The sequence below is a fragment of the Microcoleus sp. PH2017_08_TRC_O_A genome (assembly GCF_020738665.1).
Lineage (GTDB): Bacteria > Cyanobacteriota > Cyanobacteriia > Cyanobacteriales > Microcoleaceae > Microcoleus.
The window spans coordinates 13,098-32,341 of sequence record NZ_JAEQCE010000103.1; the positions used below are offsets into that span (position 1 = coordinate 13,098).

At 45.4% G+C, this 19,244-nt stretch carries 17 protein-coding genes and 1 tRNA gene; 9 read left to right on the top strand and 9 right to left on the bottom strand.

Annotation, left to right across the window (positions count from 1 at the left end; all coding sequences use genetic code 11):
• Positions 1–121: 121 nt before the first annotated feature.
• From JGK22_RS27950 to JGK22_RS27960, 3 genes are all read right to left on the bottom strand, one after another.
• Positions 122–1,411, bottom strand: a complete 1,290-nt coding sequence (locus JGK22_RS27950; protein ID WP_293219105.1) for a response regulator — start codon at positions 1,409–1,411, stop codon at positions 122–124.
• A gap of 15 nt (positions 1,412–1,426) precedes the next feature.
• Positions 1,427–3,904 carry an MASE1 domain-containing protein gene (locus JGK22_RS27955; RefSeq protein ID WP_293191595.1) on the bottom strand — a complete coding sequence of 826 codons (2,478 nt, stop codon included), beginning with the start codon at positions 3,902–3,904 and terminating at the stop codon, positions 1,427–1,429.
• Between the two features lie 351 nt (positions 3,905–4,255).
• The gene (locus JGK22_RS27960; protein WP_293314222.1) at positions 4,256–5,164 is read right to left on the bottom strand and encodes a phosphodiester glycosidase family protein; all 909 of its coding nucleotides are present in this window, start codon (positions 5,162–5,164) and stop codon (positions 4,256–4,258) included.
• A 200-nt stretch (positions 5,165–5,364) separates the two neighbouring features.
• On the opposite strand from JGK22_RS27960, the gene JGK22_RS27965 reads away from it, so the two are divergent.
• Positions 5,365–6,162, top strand: a complete 798-nt coding sequence (locus tag JGK22_RS27965) for a pentapeptide repeat-containing protein (RefSeq protein WP_293185884.1) — start codon at positions 5,365–5,367, stop codon at positions 6,160–6,162.
• A 465-nt stretch (positions 6,163–6,627) separates the two neighbouring features.
• On the opposite strand, the gene JGK22_RS27970 is transcribed toward JGK22_RS27965, so the two are convergent.
• Positions 6,628–6,712, bottom strand: a tRNA-Ser gene (locus tag JGK22_RS27970).
• A 607-nt stretch (positions 6,713–7,319) separates the two neighbouring features.
• Between JGK22_RS27970 and JGK22_RS27975 the strand changes: the two genes are divergently transcribed.
• Both JGK22_RS27975 and JGK22_RS27980 read left to right on the top strand, forming a co-directional pair.
• Complete coding sequence (locus JGK22_RS27975) at positions 7,320–7,688, top strand: 2Fe-2S iron-sulfur cluster-binding protein (protein ID WP_293155842.1); 369 nt, start codon at positions 7,320–7,322, stop codon at positions 7,686–7,688.
• 102 nt (positions 7,689–7,790) lie between these two features.
• On the top strand, positions 7,791–8,390 hold the full coding sequence (locus tag JGK22_RS27980; protein WP_366026876.1) for a thermonuclease family protein: 600 nt from the start codon (positions 7,791–7,793) through the stop codon (positions 8,388–8,390).
• Between the two features lie 238 nt (positions 8,391–8,628).
• Here JGK22_RS27980 and JGK22_RS27985 read toward each other — a convergent pair whose 3' ends face one another.
• Positions 8,629–8,868, bottom strand: a complete 240-nt coding sequence (locus JGK22_RS27985; protein ID WP_293314223.1) for a hypothetical protein — start codon at positions 8,866–8,868, stop codon at positions 8,629–8,631.
• Here JGK22_RS27985 and JGK22_RS27990 point away from each other — a divergent pair.
• The 6 genes from JGK22_RS27990 (at position 8,854) to moeB (ending at position 14,754) form a co-directional block, all read left to right on the top strand.
• Positions 8,854–9,669 carry an inositol monophosphatase family protein gene (locus JGK22_RS27990; RefSeq protein WP_293225958.1) on the top strand — a complete coding sequence of 272 codons (816 nt, stop codon included), beginning with the start codon at positions 8,854–8,856 and terminating at the stop codon, positions 9,667–9,669. The genes JGK22_RS27985 and JGK22_RS27990 overlap by 15 nt on opposite strands.
• A gap of 102 nt (positions 9,670–9,771) precedes the next feature.
• Complete coding sequence (locus JGK22_RS27995; protein WP_293185888.1) at positions 9,772–10,716, top strand: tetratricopeptide repeat protein; 945 nt, start codon at positions 9,772–9,774, stop codon at positions 10,714–10,716.
• A 318-nt stretch (positions 10,717–11,034) separates the two neighbouring features.
• Entirely contained in the window at positions 11,035–12,270 is a 1,236-nt protein-coding gene (locus tag JGK22_RS28000; protein WP_293185890.1) for an ATP phosphoribosyltransferase regulatory subunit, read from the top strand.
• A 320-nt stretch (positions 12,271–12,590) separates the two neighbouring features.
• Entirely contained in the window at positions 12,591–12,818 is a 228-nt protein-coding gene (locus JGK22_RS28005) for a ferredoxin family protein (RefSeq protein WP_293155824.1), read from the top strand.
• 207 nt (positions 12,819–13,025) lie between these two features.
• Positions 13,026–13,505: a M67 family metallopeptidase gene (locus JGK22_RS28010; RefSeq protein WP_293185891.1), complete on the top strand. Its 480-nt coding sequence runs from the start codon at positions 13,026–13,028 to the stop codon at positions 13,503–13,505.
• Between the two features lie 79 nt (positions 13,506–13,584).
• Complete coding sequence (gene moeB / locus JGK22_RS28015) at positions 13,585–14,754, top strand: molybdopterin-synthase adenylyltransferase MoeB (protein WP_293191584.1); 1,170 nt, start codon at positions 13,585–13,587, stop codon at positions 14,752–14,754.
• A 142-nt stretch (positions 14,755–14,896) separates the two neighbouring features.
• Here the strand turns inward: moeB and JGK22_RS28020 are convergent, their stop codons facing one another.
• From JGK22_RS28020 to JGK22_RS28035, 4 genes are all read right to left on the bottom strand, one after another.
• A complete protein-coding gene (locus JGK22_RS28020; protein WP_293206755.1) occupies positions 14,897–16,411 on the bottom strand; it encodes a hypothetical protein in 1,515 nt (504 codons plus the stop codon).
• Positions 16,398–16,757 (bottom strand): hypothetical protein, encoded by a 360-nt coding sequence (locus JGK22_RS28025; protein WP_293206754.1) that lies wholly within the window; start codon positions 16,755–16,757, stop codon positions 16,398–16,400. The genes JGK22_RS28020 and JGK22_RS28025 overlap by 14 nt, the downstream gene beginning before the upstream one ends.
• A 238-nt stretch (positions 16,758–16,995) precedes the next feature.
• Positions 16,996–18,894, bottom strand: a complete 1,899-nt coding sequence (locus tag JGK22_RS28030) for a CHAT domain-containing protein (protein ID WP_293314225.1) — start codon at positions 18,892–18,894, stop codon at positions 16,996–16,998.
• Positions 18,861–19,244 (bottom strand): tetratricopeptide repeat protein (locus tag JGK22_RS28035; RefSeq protein ID WP_293314227.1); only part of this gene is annotated, 384 nt, incomplete at its 5' end. The genes JGK22_RS28030 and JGK22_RS28035, both read right to left, overlap by 34 nt.

Sequence of the window (19,244 nt, forward strand, 5' to 3'; positions counted from 1 at the left end):
TGATGAGCTTGTAAAAATTGTGCGATCGACCGATTTAGTTAAGTTTGAGTAAGTTTTACAAAGCAGGCTGCACATCAAGAACAATCAAATGGCTGCGGGGGATCGTTCTAAAATTATCGCATTAATCGATCGGCAGTGCGATCGCAAATTGAGCCCCCTCACCCAACACCGAAGAGCAAGTCAAACTACCGCCGTGTATTTCTTCCACTATCTGGCGACTAATCGACAAACCCAACCCCGTCCCTTCCCCGACTAATTTTGTAGTGAACAAATGGTCAAAAATGTGTGATTTTACATCATCTGAAATACCCTTACCATTATCTTTAATTTTTATTACCACTCTTTCTCTGTCTTGAGTTAATTCTGTAGTAATAATAATTGTATTACAAGCCACTGCAATTTCCGCAAAATTGCGTCCGTAACTGCACTCATTCACAGCATCGATCGCATTTGAAATCACATTCATAAATACCTGATTTAGTTGTCCCAAATAGCATTTTATCGGGGGAATCTCTCCATATTTTTTGATAACTTGAATTTCGGGACGAGTATCTTGAGCTTTCAGGCGGTGCTGCAAAATCATCAGCGTGCTGTCAATCCCATCGCAGATGTTAGCCGAGACTTTCACAGCCGTATCGGCGCGGGAGAAGGTTCGCAGGGAAGTGCTGATGTTGCGAAGGCGATCGCATCCCACTTCCATTGACGATAACATCTTTGCTGTATCTTTCAACACATATTCTAAATCAATATCTGCGGCGTGGATTTCAATATCTTTACCCGGATTTGGACATTCTTGCTGATAAAGCTGCAAGTGGCGAAAGATATCTTTGATCGCCAAATTTAACTCCTTGATATTGCCATAAATAAAACCCACTGGATTGTTGATTTCGTGAGCGACACCAGCGACTAAATTGCCCAAAGCCGACATTTTTTCGCTCTGAATTAACTGAAGCTGCGATTGCTTAACTTGTATCAAAGCAGCAGTTAGTTCCGCCGTGCGATCGGCTACTCGCTGTTCTAATTCTTTATTGAGATTGCGAAGTTTTATGTGAGTGTTGACACGCGCCAATACCTCCATTTCTTCAAAAGGTTTAGTGATATAATCAACCGCACCGAGTTGAAATCCTTTAATCTTATCTGCTGTATCCGACAAAGCCGTCATAAACATCACAGGAATGTCCTTGGTAGCCTCGGATGCTTTGAGGCGGCGGCAGGTTTCAAACCCGTTAATTCCCGGCATCATCACATCCAGTAAAATTAAACTCGGCAGCGTATACTGAACTTGCTTGAGAGCTCGTTCGCCGTCAATCGCGATCGCAACTTCATAACCCGCATCCGTCAACGCCTCGGAGATGACATCCAGATTGGCGGGCGTATCATCTACCACTAAAATTAACTCAGCTTCTGACATAAATATTTTCTCCTGTTAGTTGATATGCTGGTTGAGAAAATCTTCAATTTTGTCCGATTGAAAGCTCTTTGCCAATTGCAGAATTGGCTGCATAAATTGAGTATAACTCTTGTCGAGTTGTTCGATGCGCTTAACTTCTTCAGTAAGTTTTTTCAAGCGACCCTGCTGGGCTAATTTCAGCAACAAAGCTAATTCTTCCGGTGCAGGAATTGTCATGGCTAAAGTTGCCTGAGGTGAATTAAATATAGGTTTTGGTGCTAATTGTTCGCCAGCAGATTCAATTGAGGCTGTCTCCTGATACTTCCATTCAATTTGCAAATGCTTTTGCACGATCGAAAATAATTCCTCAATTTGCACCGGCTTCGGCAGAAAATCATCGCCCCCAGCATCCAAACTTTTTTGGATGTCCATTTCATAGACAGAAGCAGACGAGACGACAGCAGGCACGTTTTTTAATGCTTCTGAACTCCGCAACAGCCGCAGCATTTCAAAGCCGTCCATCACAGGCATCCACAAATCAGCGATGATTAAATCCGGTTTTATTTGAGCTGCTTTTGCTAAGCCATCCTCGCCATTTTCAGCTTCGACTACTGCAAAACCAATTGGTTCCAGGAGGCAAACAATCACGGAACGGTTCTGCCAGTTGTCATCGACGATCAGAATTGTTTTCTGAGTTCCATGATAGCCCACAATCTTCTTCCCAGTAGCGGCTGCGGCTGCATTTGCCCAGTCAGCAGCTAAGGGAAAATTGACAGTAAAAGCGAAGGTGCTGCCGCTGCCAAAATCACTATAAACTTCAATTTTACTGTTCATTAAATTGACAATCTCGGTGCTAATTGCCAGTCCGAGTCCGGTGCCTTCTGTTTTGCGGTTGCTATCTCCTACTTGCTCAAAAGGTGTAAATATTTTTGACAGAGAATCGGGAGTCATGCCGACGCCTGTATCTTCTATTTGGAAGCGAATCAGTCGATGTTGAATTTGGGATTTGGGATTTTCGATTGCAGATTCCGCAGGTGATAAAAACTCGGGTTTTATTACTTCTATCTTGAAAGTTACGCTGCCTTTATCTGTAAATTTGACGGCATTTCCCAGTAAATTAATTAACACCTGACGCAAGCGTTTTTCATCGGCTTCTACGCCTTGGGGAAGTTCAGCATCTGGGAGATAAATCAAATCAATTTGTTTTTGTTCGGTGCGGATGCGAACAATCTCAACAATGCTTTGCAAGAAAGAGGGAAAATGAAAAACTTTCGGATGCAAATCTAATTTGCCTGCTTCAATTTTGGAGAGATCGAGAATATCATTAATCAGTGTCAAAAGATGGGAGCCACACTGGTAAATAATGTTCACGCCATTACGCTCTTTTTCTCCCCAAGATTGGGAACGGTTCATGATTTGAGCGTAGCCCAAAATCCCGTTGAGGGGAGTGCGGAGTTCGTGGCTCATATTGGCGAGAAAGTCGCTTTTCGATTGGTTGGCCGCGTCAGCCACTTCTTTGGCTTCTTGTAGTTGAGCTGTGCGTTCTTCTACTCGCTGTTCTAACTCATTATTCAGTTTTTTGAGCTTGGCTGCTGCTTGTTTATTTTCGTTAATTACCGCAGATAAAACAAAGGTGGTAACGGCTACAACACCGATAAAAGATTGCAGCAGAAACAGCGATTCGTTGAGGGAAGATCTGACAAAGGAACCCAAACCGTGGGATGTTCCAAAAACTGCGATCGCCGAAACAATCACCACCAGCAAAGTCGATTCCCGCGATGTGAATCGAAATGCCGACCAAATCAGCAGCGGAATCATCATGTATTCGAGGGGATACTGTTGCCAAAAGGCGATTTTGCTGATGACAACCAGCAACAGTAGCAAAAGTCCAAATTCTGCAATCTGCGGAGGCCGGAGTTTTTCGGACTGCCTGGGTTGCTGAGCCCAGGTCAAAATTGCTGGCGTCACAATCAGCGTACCAGCAATGATTGAGGTAAACCAACTCCGCCAAACTTCTGGGTAAGCACTCCAGGGGCTAATGCCTTGCACGCACAGTACGGTAGCCGCGAGAGTGCTGTTGACGATAGGGCTGGGTAATTGCAGCACAAAAAATCTGAAAACATCCTGGGATCTATCTAGTAAATTTCGGTATTTTACGAAGCGATTAATTAGAAAACTTGCTACTAGCAGATCGACGATATTCCCAAAAGCAGTTAAACTACTTACCAGCAAGTCTTGTGGGAAAAACATCATATATTTTACCATCAAATCGCTGATAAATAGAACAGGTAAAATCCGCCAATCCAGCAGGAGGAAAGCTGCCAAAAAAAGACCTGCTGACGGCCAAATTGCTACTGTTCCATTCTCGGATGAGATTAATAGGTATATTTTGCAAAGACCGAAGTGTATCGCAGGAATTATTAATGATGCTATGAGTATATTTTTATCCTGCACAAATTGAAACTTGCTCTTGGGTGTCTTTTTTTGTTGTCGCTGTCCTAGTAATTTTTGCATTAAAGTCAAAATTTAAACAATATTCAATTAAGCTAGTCCAGATTTATGTTGATTGGCAGTGATGCCGATCGCAATTATCGTACAATTCTAATCAGCCATTTTTCTCTCATTACCGACTACCCATTTGTGTATGACTCTACAATTAAGCGAAAAAGCCAAAGAATTAATCCCGAAAGCCCGAATAGTCAGCTTAGCAGCCTGGGAAAATTCGCACTCTCGCGCCGAAATCTAACTCATTCAGGCTGCTGACGATGCAGGCCGTTATCTCGCCGATGAAGATTTGTAACAATTTCACTCATCCGAACCAACATCTGTTGATGCTACCAAGTTCCTGCGCGGCTGTTTGCAACCCTAATTTTCCCGCGCGTAAAACCCTAAATGATTGGAAATTGGACGCTGCTGCATGGGAATTTTGTTCTGAATCGGAGCATTCAACAGTTTTGCTCCTGAGGGCGATGCTACTGCCAAAGTTACCGATCCGCCGCCATCCAAATTTAGGACTGTATCGGCTCCTAACTGCATCGAAATCTCTGTTATTTCGCTCAACTTCAGCCCTTCACTGTACATCCTCTGCTTGCCGTCTGCGAGAATGAACCACAATTTTTCGCCTGTTTTATCGATCGCCACAACTGTTCGCGGATAAGGTTTATCATCCTTGCTTTTTTCCGGGTTTTGTGCTAGGGCTTTGCCATTTTTCACCAGTACAGTATCTCCCGCAACTCCATAGGCTGTTCCCTGAGGACAAGTGCCGTTTTCGATTATTTGGGCGCGGTTGTTGGTGTCAAAACAAAGGGCGGGAAAGTGTGATTCTGGTTGAGAGTAAGCTTGGCCTTTGGAAATGGCGTGTCCGACGTTATTTACTCGATCGCCACTGCGGGGATAATAATTCCAAGGTGCTTCCTCAACGCAGGGATAAAAGAAATTGGCGTTGACTGCTAATTGCAATTTAAATTCTTTCAGGAATTCAGTAGCGATGCGGGCGTTGGTTTCGGTTAAATCGGGTGTGGCGGTTCCGGGTGTGACAAAAATTCCAATTCCTGGCGCTTTGAGGTCGATGCTAACAGTGTGAATGATGGCGGGACGCGGATTTGAGCGAAATTCCCGTCGGTAGGCGATTCCTTGAAATAGCGATCGCACTTCGTTTGTTTGTGCTGGACGCGAAAAGTAGGGAATGTTATAGATTAGTATTGGTGCGAGCAAGATTCCGAAACCGATAATATGAGAGATTTGTTTGATTTTGAGCGGATTGGTTAGTTTCATTTTGTGACGGAGATTTTTTAACGAACCGCGAAGACGCAAAGGATGCGAAGGAAGATAAGGATCGCAAATTAAATAATTTACACTCTTGAAAGTGGGATGGGCGTCCCGCCCGTCTTTCCGGGACGGGACGCCCATCCCACGAACCATCCAATTGTAAGTTATTTAATTCTCATTCCTAAGAGAGGGAAGAGTAGGGAAGTATGAATTATTCGGATGTCAATAATTTTAGCAATCAAGTTTTGTGTAATCGATCGTTCCGGGGACAAGTTCTTAACGGTGCTGATTTCGGGGGTGCGGATGTTCGTGGCTGCAATTTCAGAAATGCTCAGTTGGAAGGGGCGAATTTTATTGGTGCCAAAATCGGGCTTTCGGGGCGACAGTTTGCTGTTTTGAGTGCTGGGGCGATCGCGATTTGTGTGATTGTGGGCGATGTTCTGACTAGACTGATTTTGGGAACCCAAGGACAGGTACCGGGTTCTCGCAGTTGGCCTTTTGTGCTGTTGCTGTACGGGGTTTTGGGCGCTGCTGGTATCGCTGGGGCGATCGCCCGCACACAGCCACCAACGTCAAAAGTGGGTAGATTGGCGGGAACAATTTCTGCTATTCTATCAGGGGCTTTGTTGGGATTTTTCTATGCTGGGACTGCAACTAAGAATAATTCTCAGGCTGCTCTTGCTGGAATGGCGATCGGCGGTGTGTTAATGTTTTTTGTGAGTTCCCGGATGCGGCATCAATTTGCTAAAATTGCGATCGTAGCTGCCCGAAGTGTTGCAACTTACGGAGGAGCTTTTTTGTTTTCTGCAACGGCTAGCGCTTTTCTGAGCACTCAGAAACTGTTTTTGGGTACGTGTTTCGCCTTGCTGCCGCTGCTGTATTTTTGGTTTTCCTTTGTCTCTTTCTCTGCTATTGTTCGAGAGATTGCAAATGCTGAGGGTACTTCGTTTACAGGGGCAAATCTCAGCGGTGCTAAGTTCGATCGCACTGATATTTTGCACTAATTTTAGCACCGGGCTAGAAGCCCGTTCCACAGCTATTTTATTTTAGTTATAGCCTTTCTCAAAAAGATGAGGTATGTAGTTGGGCTTGGGCCCAATACGTTTAGTGGTTATATAAGCTGTCAGTCATACCTCATCTATCTGAGAAGGGCTATAGCAACGGGCTAGAAGCCCGTTCCACAGCTATTTTATTTTAGTTAGCAACGGGCTAGAAGCCCGTTCCACAAATACTTGATTTTAGTTAGCAACGGGCTAGAAGCCCGTTCCACAAATACTGAACTTTCTGGCGCTGAAGGCTTCTAGCCTGCACCTAAAATGCTCAAATAGATTGTAATTTACACTCAAAAATATAAAAGCGATCGCCCCAGGCTTTTATCAAAAAAAACTCAGGGGCGATCGAATTAAAGTATTTATCTCATACAAGAGATTTTTTGCAAGCTGTTGTTTTTGCCTAAACAGCCTGTGTAACGGAGAGGGAGGGATTCGAACCCTCGTTAAGTTGCCCTAAACACACTTTCCAGGCGTGCGCCTTCAACCGCTCGGCCACCTCTCCAGGGCTAAATGAATTCATTCAGCCACAGCTAAACTATCTTAGCAGAACAAATCTGATTTGGGAAGGGGTAACGGCATAAATTTGTTGTTTAATGTGGGTAGGGTGTCAAACGGGCGAGTAAAATTATCCTGCCCTGTGTCGCAAACCCATTCATATCAAGGATTTTGTCGCCCAAGTCCAATCTAAAATCTAAAATCTAAAATCCCTGTTAGGAACCTCAGCCGCGACGGCATGAGGCTTGGAAGAGAAATCAAACAAGCCGTTCTGACCAGCCTAAGTCTTAACTGACTACGTTTTTTGAGCCACGACACCTCGAGATGCGAAGCTAGTCTCTTGCTCTGTCGCTAGTGGTTAAACAGTTTTAAGGTCACTGAAACAGTGCCACTAGCCGAACAAGCTCTAAAAACATTGGCGAAGCTAACATTACCCCGAAAGGGAGGCTCAATTGAGCGAATTACTATGCGTACAGGATTGGAAAATTTGAAGCGGTAATTGTCCCGCCCAAAGTGCAATACAAAAGTACACCAAGTCAACCAATCCCAAGGCGATAGTAAATTCAAAAACGCAAAGCCGTCCTTTTAGGACGGGGTTTCTACCCATAATTTTGATGACTCGCTCCTACACAATTAAAATTCATAACAGACAAACGGGCGATCGCCACACTGTGCGAGTACCCGAAGACAGGTACATCCTGCAAAGTGCTGAAAATCAAGGCGTGGAATTGCCGTTTTCGTGCCGTAACGGCGCTTGTACAGCCTGTGCGGTGCGCGTCAAGTCGGGACAACTGCACCAGCCTGAAGCAATGGGACTTTCTGTGGAACTGCAAAAAGAGGGTTATGCGCTGCTGTGCGTCTGCTATCCGCGTTCCAATATTGAGGTAGAGACGCAAGACGAAGATGAAGTGTACGAATTGCAATTCGGCCGCTATTTCGGTAAGGGTAAAGTGAAAGTCGGTTTGCCGTTGGATGAAGAATGAGAGCAAATTTGGTAAGCTGTTGCGCCTTTGAATTGCTTGTTGGGGGCGGGCTAGAAGCCCACCCCACAAAAGAGTTTAATTGATTTTTGATACACAATTTAAATGCAAAATAGCTTCCCAATTCCCAATTCCCCATTCCCAATTCCCAATTCCCAATGCCCCATTCCCCATTCCCTATTCCCAATGCTGCTTTATCGGTTATTTGCGATCGCCCTTTGCGTGTTGTTAGCTAGCTGCGAAAAACCAGAAATGCCCCAAGGTACGATCGCCAAAGTAGAAAGGGCTATCAGCGGCCAAACAATCGAAGTTATCAGTACAGCCGACAAAATTGCCTTATTAGAGCAAATCAGGCTGATTGGGATTGATGCACCCGATTTAAAACAGCAGCCTTGGGGAGAAGCAGCGAAACAAAGATTAGAACAGCTAATTGGGGGGAAAGAGGTATTGTTAGAATCAGACATCGAACAGAAAGACCAGTTCGATCGCAAACTAGCCTATTTGTGGCAAGATAAAATTTTGCTCAACGAACTGCTAGTCAAAGAAGGTTACGTTTTGGTCTCCGTGCGATCGCGCAATACCAAATATCAACAACGACTCGTCAACGCTCAAGAATGGGCGAGACTCATGGGTAAAGGCCTGTGGAATCCAGAACGAGCATTGCGCCAAACTCCCGCAGAATTCCGACAGCAAAATCGGAAATAGTTGGCAGTTGACAGTTGGCAATTGGCAGTTGACAGTTGACAGTTGACAGTTGACAGTTGACAGTTGACAGTTGACAGTTGACAGTTGACAGTTGACAGGGGAGCATCTCTGTTTTGATTTTATAGTGCGAGCGTCCCCGCTCGCGTATTGTACAATACGCGAGCGGGGACGCTCGCACTGTCAATAAATTGCTTTTTTGCAAAAGTGAGATGCTCTCGTTGGCAATCATTGGAAGCAATTACCAATTCCCTGTTTTGCCCATTCCCAATTCGCAATTCGCAATTCGCAATTCCCAATTCGCAATTCGCAATTCGCAATTCGCAATTCGCAATTCGCAATTCCCAATTCCCAATTCCCAATTCGCAATTCCCAATTCGCAATTCCCAATTCGCAATTCCCAATTCGCAATTCGCAATTCCCAATTCGCAATTCCCAATTCCCAATTCCCAATTCCCAATTCCCAATGACAGATAATCAACTACAAAACTTCCTTGAAATAGCCACCGAAGCAGCCCTCGCCGCTGGTTCGGTACTGCAATCTTTCTGCGGCAAATTAGAAAATGTTCAAGAAAAAGGCCGATCGGGCGATTTAGTCACAGAAGCCGACAAAGCCTCTGAAGCCGTCATCTTAGAAATTCTGGGCCGCTTCGTACCCGAACACGCCATCCTCGCTGAAGAATCGGGCAAATTAGGGGATGCAACTAGCAAATACCTGTGGGCGATCGACCCTTTGGACGGTACAACTAATTACGCTCACCAATATCCTTTTTACGCTGTGTCGATCGGACTTTTAATCGACGGCATACCACAAATTGGCGTAATTTACGACCCTTTACATAACGAATTGTTTCGAGCTGGTAAAGGATTGGGCGCAACTTGCAACCGTAAGCCGATCGCCGTTTCGCAAAGTTTAGAATTGAGAACCAGCTTGCTAGTTACCGGCTTTGCATACGATCGGCGCGAAACAGCAGACAATAACTATGCCGAATTCTGTCACCTCACCCACCTCACCCAAGGCGTGCGGCGCAGCGGTTCGGCAGCCCTAGACCTCGCACATACAGCCTGCGGGCGATTGGACGGATACTGGGAACGGGGACTCTCCCCTTGGGATGTAGCAGCCGGTGTACTTATCGTTTCTGAAGCCGGAGGTGAAGTTACAGCCTATGACGGCGGTGCCTTTGAGATGAGCTCGGGTCGGGTTTTGGCGACAAACGGCAAAATACACGCCGAACTCAGCGGTGCATTGCTTTCAGTTCCGCCCTTATCTTCCTGGAGGTAGCGCTTCGACAGCAAGGACTCAGGGATAGTACGGGGGTCACAACCCCTGAAGTCAAGCTACATTAAAGAATAGTCAAAAGTCAGGAAAGCGAGAGTAAAAGTTATGTCTTTTGAAATGACAAAAGGGCTGTTCAAGTACGACTTTACAGATCAGCACGCAATTTTGGGAATTCCCCTAGACGCAGAGTTTAACGACATCCGCAAGCGCTACATGAAAATCGCCCGCCGCTTGCATTCGGATACTTGCTCTTTTGAAGACCAAGCGGATAAAGATTGGGCCAACCAATTTTTGTCAAAAGTGGTCAATCCGGCCTACAACAAATTCTCTAAGGAAAGCGATCGCAAAGAATACAACCTGCTATTAGCAGCTATCGCCAAGCGCGTTGCTAAAGAACAAGCAAAAATGCAAGTCGAAAGCGCAGCAGCCAAAGAGTTAGCTACCGCTAAAGATTTGGAAGAAGCTTATAAAACAGCAGTTGGCAAACTCGCTCTCAAGCAGTACGAGTCGGTTCAAGAAACCCAAGATGCGATCGATCAAATTAGCGAACTGAACATGGTTTACCTGCTGCGAAAAGAGCGCCTTGGCGGTGTGGTTTCTGCCGGTTCACCCCCAAAAGCCACAAACCAAACTGCAACAGCAACCCCAGCAGCAGCAACTCCCGCCGCAACTCCTGCGACTGCAACTCCTGCCGCCGCACCGCCACCCAGAGTCCCAGCATTCAAAGACTCGCTGGCCGATCAATCTTGCATCCGAGCCCAAGGATTCATGGACAGCAAAAATTATGCCAAAGCAACTTTGGAGTTGAAAGAAGCCCTGAAGCGCGAACCGAAACACAGCAAAGCTCACGGTTTGTTAGCAATGTGTTACTTTCAACAAAATCAAGCCACAATGGCAAAACTTGAGGTGCAAAAAGCTTTGGCATCAAATCCTGAAGAACCGACGGCTTTGGAGGTTAAGAAAAAGCTGGAACAAGCTTCCGCAAAGGATAAAAAAAGTGAGGGGAAACCGGGATTTTTTGCAAGTTTGTTTGGCGGGAAGAAAAAATGATAAGTTGTCAGTTGTCAGTTGTCAGTTGTTCAGTTGTCTGTTTTGAATCATCGTTGAAAAGATAATACGGCGGTTTCAAGCGCCCGGTCTTCCGATCCCAAGCGTATTGTTGATACTTTAATTTGTTAAAGTCGAATGTTAGGGTGGCGGCGTTCGACTTTAACAAGGTGTCTTAAAGGCAAGCTTCTAAGTCCAATCAAATACGATTTTCAATTAAAGAATGGGGAATAATTGACTGGTGAGAGTTGGGAACTTGCCTGAAGTGGCATTCTTTTGTGAAATTGGTATAGAATCTAAGGTCTAAAATCTAAAATTGATATGGTTCACCAACCCCCATCGGGTGCAAGAGATTTATTGCCCCTTGACGTTGCTCAAAAAATTGCGATCGAACGGCGCTTGCAGCAGGTGTTTCACCGCTGGGGCTATCACCGGATTATTACTTCTACTCTAGAGAGGCTGGAGACGTTGATGGCTGGGGGCGCGATCGACCGATCGACCTTAATTCAACTCCAAGACGCTGAAGATGGAGAACTCGGCTTGCGGCCAGAATTGACAGCATCCATCGCCCGCGCGGCTGCAATGCGGATGTCCGGGACAAATTGGCAGCCCCAGCGCCTCTACTACAACGCCAATGTCTTCCGCAAAGGCCCGGATACGGGTTCAGGCGGGCAACAGGAGTTCTATCAAGCGGGGGTAGAACTGCTGGGCGCGGGCGGGAGCGTTGCGGATGCGGAAGTGCTGCTGCTGCTGTCTGAGTGCTTGCAAAACTTAGAAATTGATGACTGGCATTTGGTGCTGGGAGAAGCGGGCTTAACTGCAACTTTGCTAGAACCGTTTGGGCCAAACGTGCGCCAAAAAGTGCGCGGCGCGATCGCCAATCTCGATCGCATAGCTTTGGAAACTTTGCCGCTGTCGGACGAATTGCGAGAAAGAGCTCTGCTGTTGTTTGACTTGCGCGGCAAGCCAGAAGATGTATTGGAGATTGTGGCGAAGCTGGATTTAGATGTGCCGCAGCAAGCAGCGTTAAATGAACTCAAAAGTGCGATCGAACTGCTGGAAAAATGTCAAGCAAAAATTCCCAATCTGAAATCTCACATCCACCTCGATTTGAGTTTAATTCAAACCTTTGACTATTACACTGGAATAGTGTTTGAAGTTGTCAGCAGCAGCAAAAGCGGACAGCGAGTATTAGGACAAGGCGGACGGTACGACCAACTGCTAGGACTGTTCGACCCGCAAGGGCAAAATTCCCCCGGCATCGGGTTTTGTCTGAATATTGAAGATTTGCACCAAGTTTTGTTGACAGAGGGTCAATTGCCCACAGAAACAGCAGCTAGCGAATGGTTGGTAGTGCCTCAAACACCGGAAGCAGCGGCGGCGGCCTTTGATTATGCCCGCCAACTCCGAGAGTCTACTCCCCTAGTGCGGGTGGAGATAGATTTGGAGAGTCGGGAGACAGAAGAGGAAGCCAGGGACTACGCGCGCGATCGCAGAATCGCTCAAATTGCTTGGGTAAATGCCGAAGGCGTCCCAACAATTGAAAAGGTAAACTAGGATTTGTTTGAAACGTAATTCCTAAAATCGTGTCCAACAAATTACCAGCAATAAAAACGGTTCGTAGTGAGGACTTCAGTCCGCAAAAAACCAAAAGAATCAAATTCTAACCAGGTTCGTAGTGAGGACTTCAGTCCGCAAAAAACCAGAGGACTAAAGTCCTCACTACAAACCAGTTTGATCGTGAGGACTTCAGTCCGCAAAAAACTAGAGGACTAAAGTCCTCACTACGAACCAATTGTACTGCTCTAGTTAGAAAGACATGATATAATGTCTAATCCAAAATCCCAAATCTAAAATCTAAAATCTAAAATAGAAACATGGCGCACACTATCGTTACAAATATCTGCGAAGGAGTTGCTGATTGCGTCGGCGCTTGTCCAGTTGCTTGCATTCATCCCGGCCCTGGCAAAAATGTCAAAGGTACTGATTGGTTTTGGATTGATTTCGATACCTGCATAGACTGCGGCATTTGTTTGCAGGTGTGTCCAGTCGAAAATGCGATCGTCCCAGACGAACGGCCAGAATTGCAACAAACTCCAACTTAATAGCAATTTAGGGCTAAATAGCCAAAGACTTACGCACGGGCTATCAACCCGGTTTCTTCCTAAATTATTCGTTAATAAACTCAAGATTTATGAAAAGAAACCGGGCATATTTAACATTAGTTATATATAAAAAATTCCCTTCCCTTCTCCTCTCTTCCTTCGCGTCCTTAGCGTCTTCGCGGTTCGTTTAAAAAAGCCTACAAGAAAATGCAAAATATCGCACTTTCCCCCGAACAAATATTATCAATCCGCAGCCACGGCGAAAGCGCTTATCCAGAAGAATGCTGCGGTTTATTGTTAGGTACAATCACTGACGATATTAAAACTTTAGTAGAAGTTTGGCCGGCTGACAATGCTTGGAGTGCCCAAGCCCAGGAGAATTGGCCCGAACAAACAGGATTGACAGAAAGACGCAGATATGCTATTAAGCCTGAAGATATGTTGCGGGCGATGAAACACGGGCGCGATCGCACTCTTGATATTATCGGCATATATCATTCTCACCCGGATTGTCCGGCAGTGCCCTCGGAGTGCGATCGCAAAATGGCATGGGCCAAATACTCTTACATCATAGTGTCCGTGCGACAAGGCAGTTCAGAAGACCTCCGCAGTTGGAGTCTTGACGCAGAGGGCAACTTTCAAGCAGAGGAAATTATCGCGATCGAACCGACTCAGATTAAGAAATAATTACTAAACATAACAAACACGTAAAAATGCGAAAGATTCAGATAGGATGTAATTCAAAATCGGCGTATAACAGAATATCATGCTAAATCCTAATCTGGACGAGATCCAGCTCAACAAACAAGAATACGAACGCTACTCTCGCCACCTCATCCTGCCAGAAGTTGGATTGGAAGGGCAGAAGCGTCTCAAAGCAGCCAGCGTGCTCTGCGTCGGTACGGGAGGACTCGGTTCGCCGCTGCTGCTGTATTTAGCAGCCGCAGGTGTTGGCCGCATTGGGATTGTAGACTTTGATGTTGTAGACCATTCCAATTTGCAGCGCCAAGTAATTCACGGCACTTCTTGGGTTGGGAAGCCGAAGATTGATTCGGCGAAAAATCGGATTTTAGAAATCAATCCTTTTTGTCAAGTTGATTTGTACGAGACTCGCGTTAGTTCCGAAAATGCGATCGCCATTGCCACTCCCTACGATATCATTATCGATGGTACGGACAACTTTCCGACTCGCTATTTAATGAACGACGTTTCCGTGCTTTTGAACAAGCCCAACGTCTACGGTTCCATCTTCCGATTTGAAGGACAAGCAACAGTTTTCAACTACGAAGGCGGCCCGAATTACCGCGATTTGTACCCAGAACCCCCGCCTCCTGGGATGGTTCCTTCCTGTGCCGAAGGCGGCGTTCTAGGAGTTTTACCTGGGGTAATTGGCTGCATTCAAGCCACGGAAGCTATCAAAATCATCTTAGGTCAAGGTACAACTTTGAGCGGCAGATTGTTGCTGTACAACGCCTTAGATATGACATTCCGTCAGTTGAAATTGCGACCGAATCCAATACGTCCGGTAATTGACAAGTTAATCGATTACGAACAATTCTGCGGCATTCCTCAAGCTAAAGCCGAGGAAGCAGAACAACAGAAAATTCCTGAGATGACTGTCACCGAACTTAAAAAATTAATCGACAGCGGCGCCAAGGATTTTGTCTTGTTAGATGTTCGCAATCCTAACGAGTATCAAATTGCTCAAATTCCTGGGTCAGTTTTGGTTCCATTACCGGATATCGAACACGGCGCAGGTGTTGCGAAGGTCAAGGAATTGTTGAACGGACATCGCTTGATTGCACATTGCAAAATGGGCGGCCGTTCTGCAAAGGCCTTGGGCATCTTGAAGGAAGCCGGAATTGAGGGAATTAATGTTAAGGGCGGGATTACTGCTTGGAGTCAAGAAGTAGATTCGTCTGTTCCTCAATATTAAATTACTTTAAAGGCGATTAGAATTCACGGCGATTGGAAATCGCGGCTACACAAACGATGTCCACCTCCGTGGACGAAGAGGTAAAATCTTCAACCCGCGGAGGCAGGTTTCGTCTGTGTAGACGCGGTTTCAACCGCCGGGTTTATTTAAATTTAGCCCGAATATTCTTGAAATTTGCGCCCAACATCACCAAAGACCAAACCACAACTCCCGCGCCGATACTAATCAACAATACCAACACAAAAGAATTAATTCCCACCTTCAGGAAAGGCAAAGCAATTACCTGATTCGGCGGGTCTTGTTTAATCAAATAAGGAGAACTCCCAGCGACTACTCCGGCGACTCCCAAACCAAAGCCCACTGCTTGAATCGTGACTTCTAATTTTGCATCGCGATAAGCTTCTTCAATGGCGACAACTCCTCGAATTGCTTCCATTGCTTTGTCTAGCAAGCCGGTGCCGTGGCTGAAGTAGCCTAAGTCACCTTTGATTTGTGCTTGAAACTGCGGCGAGGTTTCTTTGCTGAATAATTCGAGAAAGCTTAAATCACACTCACTTTCATTGTATTTCTTCCGAGATTTTAAGTCAAGACTTATCTGATATAATTTATCTTGGTAGTTTTTGGCGTTAATTGCGATCGTATTTTGCCGAAATTCCAAATCCATCAGCAACCGGGCATACTTGACAGCGCGCGGCGGCATCTCGATTGTCTGACGTTCCAGGCGTTCTAATTCCTCTTCCTTTAAGCCTGCACCTTTCAATTGCCGCTGCTGGGCTTCGTCTTGCCGCAAATACTTAAAAGTCGCGTCGATATTGAGTTCAATTTGTTTGTATTCCTCGCTAATCACCCGGTAAAGTTTGCGGGTATCGCGATAGGCGCGGATAATCTTATTGCGGTACAAAAATAACTCGACAAAATCGCTGTACCGCGTCTCATCCCAGATTTCCTCAGTTGCAGAACTGTTGAAAAACCAGACTATAATATGGTACTCAGTATCTTGGCGATTGGGATCGCCGTATTCTAAAATTGGGCTACCGAATAACTCGCCTTGACGGTAAAAATTCGGCAGATTGTCACCGGAAATTAACTTTTCTAGACACTGTTGGGCTAAACCTTTTAGAAACTGCGAATCTTCCCGCGCGGCCTGGTTTTGTTCGACACTCAGCCAAGCTGTAAGCAGCAAAGTTTGACCGAAATAGCTTTGCACAAAATCGGGCAGCAAGCAGTTATCGGGATTAAATTCTTTGAAGATGGTAACATCGACAGCGGGCGTTTTAATATTGTTAACTTTTTCGGGGACGCGAATTTGCAAACCCAAAGCATAGCTGTCATCAATCCGCAGCGGTTGGGCGAAACCTTTGAGATTTATTTGCTGGTTGTCAAAGGAAATATCCTTAGCAAAAGCGAGAGAATTTCGGCCGCCGACAACTTGTTTGTTAATTAGTTCAACTCGCCATCCGAGAGGTTCATCTTTTTTGGGTAAATAGCTGCCGTTGAATGCTTTACCAACTGCTAATTTAGTTTGCAATATCTCGTTGCACTTTTCCCACAGTTTGGTTGATTCTCCAGGAGAAATCGACTCTGTTTCTGGCAGTTTGCAGAGGTGATAGGCAAATAGATAGACGTTAGGGGCATAGATTTTACTATTTTGAGTCATTGTCTTTATCTGATTTCTGTGCATCTAGTTGTTGAAGTTTTTCGTAAGTTTCTTCAATGTCTTGACGCAGAGTTTGAGTAGTATTGGTTAACATCTGCTGTGTGGTTGGGGTGGGTTCGCCGGCATCGTCGATATCTTTCCGCGCTTGTTCTCTTAATGTATCTCCCAATCCATGATGGGCACACCACTTGCTGATAGTCATAGCAATCGGGAATAATTCATCATCGGCTGATTCTGCTATTTCTGTATCTAGTTTCGGTAAATCTTGCCATGCTGTGGGCATGAAAATATTCGGATTTTCGCGCAACCATTTGAAGAAGACAATGATAACTTTTTCGGGTTCCATAAAACAATTCTCCGTTAATAAAATGTCAGGGTTGGTTGGTTGGGTGGGGGCGGGTTTTTGCGATTTTTTTGTCGGAATCAAAGATGGTTTGTGAACCCGCCCCTACGGAATTGGGTAAGACAATCATACATCAAGAATACCCAAATTTGTAGGGGCGGGTTCGCCGACATTTGTATCATCCCATCCCCAAATTCATAAACCCGCCCCCACCCATCGCAGATATCGAAAAACCTGTTTCCTAATATCCAGTAGCACAGAATGCCGCCCAATACTTGGGATGACTAAAAGGCCGTTCCTCTAGCGATGATACTAACCACAGTTCCACACTTTGCCCAGATTTTTTATCTAAATTTAAGGATTTCACCCAAACTCCAAAATCCTCCTTGGTGACGGCGCGCATCCAGTTTTGGGCGGCGTTCAAAGCGACTGCGACTGAAACTTTCGGTAGCAATTCCTGATAAAATTTTATCATTAAAATCGCCGTCGCAAAATCATCGACTGACCACAATGTGCTCACAACATTCATACTCCCAGCATACAAGAAGCCGCTGGGTAAACCAATGTACTCATCAGTCATTTCTGTTGAACTGGTTAACCCAGTTTCGCAGGCGGAGAGTGTCACGAGATTGCACTTACTTAACTCTAAATCGGCAAATATTTCTCGCAAGGTTAGGCATTTTTCGGGGATGGCTTTTCGCCCGCTTCGCATTGTCACATAGCGGCTTTCTGCATCTGTCTCGTTATTTTCCTCGATGGAATCGGCTAGGGCGAGAAGGGACAGCAGCGGATAGTCAAAGTTAAAGACTCCGTGACATGAAAAGTGGATATAGCTAGCATTGGAGAGGTTTTTGAGGTTTTCGTTGAAAGCGATTTTGGTAGCTTGTTGTTTGATTAAGATATCATGGGTGTCGAATCTTTGTTTGATGATTTGTACTTCCATATCGGCGTTCGATAAATCTTCGGTGGGATTCTGAATCGCAAATAATGGCTGAAGTTCGGGGGCGGGAGATGTGCGGGTTTTGATGCGGTTTTGTACGAGTTCTAATAGTTGCAAACTGGGGGCGTATTTCACGCCGCTGGGGAAGCAGTCTAGGAGGTTTCCGCAAAATTCGGTTTGTTGAGTGAACCGGGTTTGTGATGTGAATGGTAGGGCGTGGAGGGGGAATAAGTGCAGGTAGCGGTGAGGTACTAATATTAGTTGACGGCAATGATTGGGAATTGTGGCGACTATCTCATCTAGCAGCAAGATTTCGGAGAGTTTTTGCAGTTTGGCGGATAAGGTTTGTTGCCAGATTTTTTGTTTGGCTTTGTCGCGGTATTCGTTGAGATAGTTGTTTTTCCAGGTTTCTAATTCGGCTATTTCGGTTGTGGTATATGTGACTAATTCTATGTTGTTGTGGGTGATGATGAATGCAAATCCCCCCGTAGGGGCGGTGGATGGTGCGTGCCCGCCCCCGCCGATGTACCATTCTATAATTGCGGTTTCGGTGTCTAAGGTTTGTTGGAATTCGGGGATGTCTATGGGTTGGATTTTTTGAGTTAGTTTGAATTCTGGTTCTCGCTGTTTGAAGATTTCTAGGTATTGTTCTAGTTGCTGTAATGCTGTTGCCAAATTATCTTGTTGTTGTTGAGGGGATTGTTGGAGGGAGGCGATTTGGCGGCGCAGGTTTTGGAGTTGCTGTTTTTCGGTTTGGGTGGCTGTTTTGGGATAGATTTCGCTGTTGGTGAAGAGTTCGACTAGGTAGCGGGATTTGCTGCGTTCGATTGTTTGAACTGCTTTGTGATATTGTTGGTGATTGATGCAGGATTGCATCATTTTTTCGTAGATGTTGAGGTTTTCTTCGATAATTTCTCGTTTGCGGTTTTCGGAGGCTATCCACTCGCGGCTTTGTTCGACTGCTTCGATCGCTTTTTCGTAGCCGAGTATGGCGGTTTCCCACAAGTTTACTGCTAATGCTAAATCGCCTAAGTTTCGCCCTGTTTGCAGACAGTCAAGAGGTAAGGTGGTAGGAGTCCGAACTTGTAAAGCAGCTTGATAACATTCGATCGCCCGTTCGATATTCTCTCCTCTATCGAACTTGATTCTGTCACTGTAAGCACTTCCTAAATTATTTTGTGTAAAGCAGCTTGATAACATTCGATCGCCCTTTCTAAATTATCACCTCTGTTTACCCATATTTGATCACTGTAAATAATTCCCAAATTATTTTGAGTCATTGCCCAATCTTGGGGCAAAGCATCGCGAGTCCGAACTTGTAAAGCAGCTTGATAACATTCGATCGCCCGTTCGATATTCTCTCCTCGAACGAACTTGATTCTGTCACTGTAAGCATTTCCTAAATTATTTTGAGTCGTCGCCCAATATTGGGGCAAAGCATCGCGGGTGTAAACTTGTAAAGCAGCTTGATAACATTCGATCGCCCGTTCGATATTCTCTCCTCTATCGAACTTGATTCTGTCACTGTAAGCACTTCCTAAATTATTTTG

Bases quoted from the DNA above. Each gene is read 5' to 3' on its own strand.
- JGK22_RS27950 (WP_293219105.1), bottom strand. From the start codon at position 1,411: ATGTCAGAAGCTGAGTTAATTTTAGTGGTAGATGATACGCCCGCCAAT.
- JGK22_RS27955 (WP_293191595.1), bottom strand. From the start codon at position 3,904: ATGCAAAAATTACTAGGACAGCGACAACAAAAAAAGACACCCAAGAGC.
- JGK22_RS27960 (WP_293314222.1), bottom strand. From the start codon at position 5,164: ATGAAACTAACCAATCCGCTCAAAATCAAACAAATCTCTCATATTATC.
- JGK22_RS27965 (WP_293185884.1), top strand. From the start codon at position 5,365: ATGAATTATTCGGATGTCAATAATTTTAGCAATCAAGTTTTGTGTAAT.
- JGK22_RS27975 (WP_293155842.1), top strand. From the start codon at position 7,320: ATGACTCGCTCCTACACAATTAAAATTCATAACAGACAAACGGGCGAT.
- JGK22_RS27980 (WP_366026876.1), top strand. From the start codon at position 7,791: ATGCAAAATAGCTTCCCAATTCCCAATTCCCCATTCCCAATTCCCAAT.
- JGK22_RS27990 (WP_293225958.1), top strand. From the start codon at position 8,854: ATGACAGATAATCAACTACAAAACTTCCTTGAAATAGCCACCGAAGCA.
- JGK22_RS27995 (WP_293185888.1), top strand. From the start codon at position 9,772: ATGTCTTTTGAAATGACAAAAGGGCTGTTCAAGTACGACTTTACAGAT.
- JGK22_RS28000 (WP_293185890.1), top strand. From the start codon at position 11,035: ATGGTTCACCAACCCCCATCGGGTGCAAGAGATTTATTGCCCCTTGAC.
- JGK22_RS28005 (WP_293155824.1), top strand. From the start codon at position 12,591: ATGGCGCACACTATCGTTACAAATATCTGCGAAGGAGTTGCTGATTGC.
- JGK22_RS28010 (WP_293185891.1), top strand. From the start codon at position 13,026: ATGCAAAATATCGCACTTTCCCCCGAACAAATATTATCAATCCGCAGC.
- moeB (WP_293191584.1), top strand. From the start codon at position 13,585: ATGCTAAATCCTAATCTGGACGAGATCCAGCTCAACAAACAAGAATAC.
- JGK22_RS28020 (WP_293206755.1), bottom strand. From the start codon at position 16,411: ATGACTCAAAATAGTAAAATCTATGCCCCTAACGTCTATCTATTTGCC.
- JGK22_RS28025 (WP_293206754.1), bottom strand. From the start codon at position 16,757: ATGGAACCCGAAAAAGTTATCATTGTCTTCTTCAAATGGTTGCGCGAA.
- JGK22_RS28030 (WP_293314225.1), bottom strand. From the start codon at position 18,894: ATGTTATCAAGCTGCTTTACACAAAATAATTTAGGAAGTGCTTACAGT.